8 protein-coding genes and 1 pseudogene are annotated in these 6,343 nt (G+C 50.3%); 2 read left to right on the top strand and 7 right to left on the bottom strand.

What is annotated here, in order from left to right:
- The 4 genes and pseudogenes from IQ256_RS03570 to IQ256_RS03555 form a co-directional block, all read right to left on the bottom strand.
- Positions 1 to 369 (bottom strand): annotated as a pseudogene (locus IQ256_RS03570) (glycosyltransferase family 1 protein); the annotation flags it as partial.
- Positions 370 to 436: 67 nt separating this feature from the next.
- Positions 437 to 1,264, bottom strand: a complete 828-nt coding sequence (locus IQ256_RS03565; RefSeq protein WP_193854177.1) for a sulfotransferase domain-containing protein — start codon at positions 1,262 to 1,264, stop codon at positions 437 to 439.
- Between the two features lie 18 nt (positions 1,265 to 1,282).
- On the bottom strand, positions 1,283 to 2,164 hold the full coding sequence (gene ylqF, locus IQ256_RS03560) for a ribosome biogenesis GTPase YlqF (RefSeq protein WP_193854176.1): 882 nt from the start codon (positions 2,162 to 2,164) through the stop codon (positions 1,283 to 1,285).
- 48 nt (positions 2,165 to 2,212) lie between these two features.
- The gene (locus IQ256_RS03555) at positions 2,213 to 2,620 is read right to left on the bottom strand and encodes a universal stress protein (RefSeq protein WP_193854175.1); all 408 of its coding nucleotides are present in this window, start codon (positions 2,618 to 2,620) and stop codon (positions 2,213 to 2,215) included.
- A 205-nt stretch (positions 2,621 to 2,825) separates the two neighbouring features.
- Between IQ256_RS03555 and pgk the strand changes: the two genes are divergently transcribed.
- Positions 2,826 to 4,031 (top strand): phosphoglycerate kinase, encoded by a 1,206-nt coding sequence (gene pgk, locus IQ256_RS03550; RefSeq protein ID WP_193854174.1) that lies wholly within the window; start codon positions 2,826 to 2,828, stop codon positions 4,029 to 4,031.
- A 139-nt stretch (positions 4,032 to 4,170) separates the two neighbouring features.
- On the opposite strand, the gene IQ256_RS03545 is transcribed toward pgk, so the two are convergent.
- Complete coding sequence (locus tag IQ256_RS03545) at positions 4,171 to 4,704, bottom strand: hypothetical protein (protein WP_193854173.1); 534 nt, start codon at positions 4,702 to 4,704, stop codon at positions 4,171 to 4,173.
- A 194-nt stretch (positions 4,705 to 4,898) separates the two neighbouring features.
- Here IQ256_RS03545 and IQ256_RS03540 point away from each other — a divergent pair, with 194 nt between their 5' ends.
- Positions 4,899 to 5,576, top strand: coding sequence for a Uma2 family endonuclease (locus IQ256_RS03540; protein ID WP_193854172.1), 678 nt, complete (start codon positions 4,899 to 4,901; stop codon positions 5,574 to 5,576).
- Positions 5,577 to 5,644: 68 nt separating this feature from the next.
- Here IQ256_RS03540 and IQ256_RS29405 read toward each other — a convergent pair whose 3' ends face one another.
- Together IQ256_RS29405 and IQ256_RS29400 are read right to left on the bottom strand one after the other, a co-directional pair.
- Positions 5,645 to 5,893, bottom strand: coding sequence for a hypothetical protein (locus IQ256_RS29405; RefSeq protein ID WP_228024534.1), 249 nt, complete (start codon positions 5,891 to 5,893; stop codon positions 5,645 to 5,647).
- Positions 5,877 to 6,266: a hypothetical protein gene (locus tag IQ256_RS29400; protein WP_228024533.1), complete on the bottom strand. Its 390-nt coding sequence runs from the start codon at positions 6,264 to 6,266 to the stop codon at positions 5,877 to 5,879. Before IQ256_RS29400 ends, IQ256_RS29405 begins: the two co-directional genes overlap by 17 nt.
- Between the last annotated feature and the right edge of the window lie 77 nt (positions 6,267 to 6,343).

Genomic DNA, 6,343 nt, shown 5'->3' with positions numbered 1-6,343 from the left:
GCTCATTTCCCAGTCGTCTATGTCTAAGATGAGTGGCTTGCGGGTGGCGAGCTTTCGGATTAAGGCGGTGCCAAAGCTGGTAGGTCTGGGCTTAATCGCGTAGATAATATCGCCTGTAATATGACCGAGAAGCACTTGGAGAGTGGCTGCATACCGAACAGACCGCTGCGATCGCACGGCTTTCACTTTTAAGTTAGCGGGCGGTGTTGGATACAGCTCTTCTGAAAACTGACAGCCTACTACCGTCACCTCGCAGCCTAGCTGCTGTAGCGCATTGGCTACCAAATAAACTCGGGTGGTGCCACCCCCTGATAAGTCTGGGGCAACTACCGAAACCGTCAATGCCCGCAGGGGTTTAGATGCAGCCATGTTTCCTCTGCTCTTTCATGCTCTTTCACGCTCTCTCATGCTCTTTCAGTGGATTGCTATTGCTGGGCTACTGATAGCCATAAACTGGATTTAATTTTGTGCTAACCGCTTCATCCATCATCGCGACTAGCGCCCCTGGTAGCTCCGTGCGATAGCCACCTACTGAGCCTTTGCGTACCTTGAAAGAATTTGGCCTATTCACATCTCTTTTTGCCATCACGCCGATACCGACTGCTTCGCCACCTTTTAGCTCCATCTTTCGCATGTTTTGAAAAGAGGCTTGGGCGATCGCTTGCTCCATTGCGTCCGTCGCCATCGGTAGGTCTAAAAAGGCAAAAACTCGGCTGATTTCGCTGAGCGTATCGGCTTTCATATCTTCGTAGCGAATCACTAACCGCCCTGCTGCCGCTTGATCAAGCTGCCAGTCGTTGTAGAACTGAATGTAGTCAGCCAGCTCTGTGCTTTCGGCTATATAGCGCTCTAGGCTGTCAAAACCTAGCTGCTTCTTATGCTGGTGATAGCGAGAAACTAGGGCATCTCTAGGATCTCTGACGAGCAGAATGACTTTTTGCCTGGTGTATCCGTGGCCAAACTGGTCGTACTTTTCGTGCATGGGCTTGATAGCAGGCAGGCGCGGATCGGCTTCTGAGAGCCTGAACAGATCGTGAATGTTGACCTCAGGCAGGTGGTAGTGCAGTGCGATCGCCTGACCTAAAATAATTCGCAGCCAGGTGCGACCGCAGTTCGTCAGCGAAATCAGTAGATAGTCAGCGCTTTGCCGCTCACGCAGGTGTTTTTGCGCGGCTGATTCAAACTGCGGGCGTAGCTTTTGCCTGGCCCTGTCAAAAAGCCGATAGGTCGGTGGATGGACCGTGAATAGCGCTTTTTGCAGCATGGGCAGGTGGGTAAGTCTCTAGCTAGGGGGTAATTCCAAGCTCAGATTGCCCAACACGCCTTTACGAAATTCGGTCAGTAACTTTCTTGCTGCCCGTTCCTGACTACCTTGAAACCTATGCTCGGCTAGTCGAACCAGATAAGTTTCGCCAGTGCAGTCAGTCGGATCTAGCTCATAGCGAGATTGGAGTGCTTGCGTTCGAGTAGGGATTTTTGCTGTGCCTGCCTCAATTTCGGTCTGGTCTAATTCTTTTAGGAGTTCGACGAAGGCGGCGGCGACTCTTTGCGTATCGTAGGCAGCTTCGCCGATGTCGTCACAGATAGCGAGTTTGAGCGCAGCTTTTTGATCCGTCAGCTGAGCCGGAATGATACCTGGAGCGTCTAGCAGTTCAATTTCGTCTGAGATTCTGACCCAGCGGAGCTGCCGGGTCACGCCGGCTTTGCGGGCGCTCTCGACAATTTTGCGCTTGAGTAGGCGATTGATCAGAGCGGATTTGCCGACGTTGGGAAAGCCAATCACCACGGCGCGAACGGGGCGCGATCGCATCCCTCGATCCTTTCGCCGCTGATTCATCGCTGTTCCTGCCTGCTGAGCGGCCCTGGCGATTTGGCCGACGCCTTTGCCCTGATTGGCATTGGTGTAGTAGGCAGTTTGGTCGTTGGCTTTGAACCAGGTTTGCCAGCGATCGCGCATCTCCGGCAGAATCATATCCACCCGGTTTACCACCAGCACTCGCTTTTTATCCCCTAGCCACTGCTCCAAATCTGGGTGCCGCGTCGTCAATGGAATCCGCGCATCGCGCACTTCTAGCACCACATCCACCCGCTTGATCTGTGCTTGCAAAGCCTTCTCTGCCTTTGCAATATGTCCTGGGTACCACTGAATCGCAGGAGTCGCCATAAAAGATTAGGTCGCCGAATTAAGTCACTAGCTTAGAGCCTAAATGCCCTAAGGAACGACTAACACTGGACAGGGGGCCAAGTTGATTACCCGGTTGCTCACACTTTCTTCGCAGCCATCTTCGATCAGCCCCGTCCCCCGGCAGCCCATGACAATCAAATCGGCAGAAACATCATCGGCAACGTCGCAGATAATAAAGGCTGGATTCCCCTCTCGCTCAATCGTTTCGGCGGCAAAGCCCCGCTGTTCAAAGACGGTTTTGCTCTTGGAAAGTAGCGCTGCTACTGCCTCAGTAGAGGTTTGTTCAGGATGGGCTGGATCGCTTTGCTCCTGGGTTTCGACAACAGAGAGCACCACCACTTTAGAGCCGCATAGCTGAGCCATATCGAGCGCGGTCTGTAAAACTTTTTTAGCGCTAGGGCTAGAGTCGATTGAAAGGAGAAGCGTTTTGTACATAAAAGGTTGGATCTAGGGTTTCGATAGGTTTGTTTCAGAAGAGATCACAGACTTCTGTAAACTAATAGACACATAGGCAATTTTACGCATTTATTACAGCCTTACGCATCTGCCAAAAGCGAACTGTATCAAAAGTAGACAAGCTTTACTCCGCTTTTAGCACTGATGCACATGAACGTTACATATTTTTAGGAGAGTATTTTCTGTGGCCAAGAAAGCGCTAGCTGATCTATCTGCATCTGACGTTTCTGGAAAGCGAGTGCTAGTACGCGCTGACTTCAACGTTCCGCTCGACGATGCGGGCAACATTACTGACGATACCCGTATCCGAGCGGCCCTACCGACTATTCAGGACTTGACCGCTAAGGGAGCAAAAGTCATCCTAGCGAGTCACTTCGGTCGTCCCAAGGGTAAGGTCGTCGAGGGCATGCGCCTAACTCCCGTAGCCGCGCGTCTTTCTGAAAAGCTCGGTCAAGACGTGATCAAATGCGACGACTGCATTGGTGACGAAGTGGCTACTAAAATTTCTGGGATGGAAAACGGTCAGGTTGCCTTGTTGGAAAACGTTCGTTTCTATGATGGCGAAACCAATAACGATCCTGAGTTCGCTAAGCAGCTAGCTGCGAATGCTGACCTCTATGTAAACGATGCCTTTGGTACGGCTCACCGCGCTCACGCTTCTACAGCCGGTGTGACTGAATACCTCAGCCCAGCGGTTGCCGGTTCTTTAATTGAAAAAGAGCTGAAGTTTTTGCAAGAGACTGTGGATAATCCTCAGCGTCCTTTGGCTGCGATCGTCGGTGGCTCCAAGGTTTCTTCTAAAATTGGCGTGATCGAAACGCTGCTAGACAAGGTCGACAAAATTTTCATCGGCGGCGGCATGATCTTCACCTTCTATAAGGCGCGTGGTATGAGCGTCGGCAGTTCCTTAGTAGAAGAAGACAAGTTGGATTTGGCGAAGAAGCTAGAAGCGAAGGCTAAAGAAAAGGGCGTTGAGTTTTTGCTCCCTACAGATGTGATCGTGGCTGACAAATTTGCCGCAGATGCCAACACTCAGACTGTCAGCGTCAACGACATTCCTGAGGGTTGGATGGGTTTGGACATCGGCCCTGACTCTGTAAAGACTTTCCAGGATGCACTCGCTGATTGTAAGAGCGTCATTTGGAACGGGCCCATGGGTGTATTTGAGATGGAGGCGTTCGCAAAGGGAACAACAGGCATTGCGACTACGCTTGCCGGGCTTACCGACAAAGGCTGTATCACCATCATCGGCGGTGGCGACTCCGTTGCAGCCGTTGAGCAAGCGGGCCTTGCTGACAAGATGAGCCACATTTCTACTGGCGGTGGCGCTAGTTTAGAACTGCTCGAAGGTAAAACGCTTCCTGGCATTGCGGCTTTGGACGAAGCATAGTCAGCCAGCCATCTATCCATACAGACGTAAGAGAACAGACGTAAGACAAGCAAAGGTCGCCTTCACTAGTTTCCAAAAGAGGCGACCTTTGCTTTTGAAGTTTGATTGTATACACGTGCCGCTGTTCTTTTGAAGCTGCTCATCTACTTATCCAGTTTCTGCGCCGCATTGTTTTTTCAATGTAGTCGGTTAGGTAATACCCACTCAACAAACAAAGAACGTTGTAAGGAATAGAAAGCATAAAAATCAGCCATCCGACACTCAGCCCTGCGCCTGCTCCCCACCAAAGATTATTCAGAAATCGATTCATCCCAGGGAAGAAGCCAGCTTGCGTATCGTGAAAGACCCAAAGCATACCGCCCGGCACTGAACTGCAGATGATTGTTAGCACCATGACGCCGATAATAGAACCTGCCCTTTTCCATCCCCTTTGAGCTTTGCCAGCATAGTGGGCCCACATTGTGGCAAGACAGCCATACACAATCGCTACGAGTAGCAGGTACTGGTAAGGATGCCGTTCATGGTAAAGGTACATGCGAAACAGAGCCCCGAACACGAGTCCGTGCTCGCCGTAGATTGTTAGCTTTGTCGCTTTCAAGAATGCATATACCGCCGACATTAGGCTAAAGCCTGCGATCGCATATCCAAGAAATAGGAAAACAATGCGTTTCATGTTTACTCGACTACGGCGTGAATTGATCTAATCTCAATAAGGTTAGTCATCAGAAAATTTGACTAGTAGGCACAATCATCAAAGGCTGCATCACATTCATGGAGGCCGACTCCGCAGCCTCTGTTGGAAATATCGAACGATGGGAAAGAACCTGTTAGCCTATAGCTAATCCCACTCGCGTCTTTCTAGAGCTTATGGTCGCGCTCACAAATATACCCATCCGGCGATCGCCTACTGAAACACCCCAGTGGGTACCAGCTACTTGGGCTGATTACATTGCAGCTTGCAATGACGCCCAAGCGCAGCAGGCAGACTACTTTCGCGTCTATTTCAATCAAGGTTATCTATTTGTCGATATGGGTTGGGAAGGGATTAGCCATTCGAAATGCCGAGAGCTTTTGACGATGATTTTCACGCTCTGGTTTGTGCGCCAGCCTGACATCATTTTCGAAGCTTTGGGCGGCTGTATTATCGAGAAACCCGAACAGCGCGGCGCTTCTCCCGACGAGGTGCTTTACGTAGGGGAATCGTCTCCTCGTTGGCAGCCGGGTGAATCTCGTCGAGTCAATTTGCGGCAGTGGCGCGTGCCTAATCTAGTTTGTGAAGTGGGTGACACCACGCTCGCTAGTGATTTGGATGAGAAGAAGGAAATCTATGCGGCACTAGAGGTGCCTGAGTATTGGGTGATTGATGTGCAGGGGCTGCGAGTGATTGCGTTCTTGTTACAGGCTGATGGAAGGTATCAGCAGTGTGACGTGTCAGAGGCGCTAAGTGGGTTAAAGATTTCCCTTGTTGAAAGAACGTTTGCACGCTTAGCCAATGAGACAAATGGGAGCGCCGCTCAGTGGTTTGCCCAGCAGATTTCTGGTTAGCAGAATCTAAACCGTTGTTTTAGCTAGTTGTTTTAGCTGGGTGCCTGGCTGATATCTTAAGTGCAGGGCTACGTCAACGCACTAGATAGAATCCCTAAAATTTTCTCAACGTCACTAATGTGATATTCGCTTGAATCAATCTCTACAGGGTGATCCGATAAGCGTAGAAACCGCCACAGCGTTCCTATTGTGATCACACCATAGATGATTTTGATAGGATTGCCCTTTTGCTGATTGAACTGCTGCGCTGCAACCATCTCTGCAATGCACTGAGGAAAGCCAACTTTGAGATTCTCGTTTTTAGCCTCGACCAGCATAATGACGGGCGATTCTCCTATCGGAGAGGCTTCGCCAACGCACCAATATCTGTTCAGCTGATCGACTGATTAGAAAGTCGCAAACACCATTGAGTCCCTGTTCTGGTGCAACGGTAAAGTCCACACCAGAAAACAAGCTGATCTGAGTCTTAAGCTGCCCTTTTAGATCAAGCAAAACAGGCATGATGATTAGCTCAGAGCGAGCTTTCTCTGTCCCAATAGCAACAGCTAGCTCTACGTTCTCGCGCAGTGCCTCGGTCAAATGCGCGCTTCCCGCTCTCATCGGAGCATTTGAAAATAGACCTGACGACTCCTTAATAGACAGATCGAACATCTCTATCATCTGGTCTATTGTGAAGTTGCCATAGGCCATAATTCGCCGACTTCAATACTTGCTCATCAATACTTGCTCAGATGATAGCAAGCGAGGCACCGGAGGTATTCGATTGG

The sequence above is a fragment of the cf. Phormidesmis sp. LEGE 11477 genome, from assembly GCF_015207105.1.
Classification (GTDB): Bacteria; Cyanobacteriota; Cyanobacteriia; order Phormidesmidales; family Phormidesmidaceae; genus Phormidesmis.
This window is presented reverse-complemented; position numbering and strand designations above follow the sequence as displayed.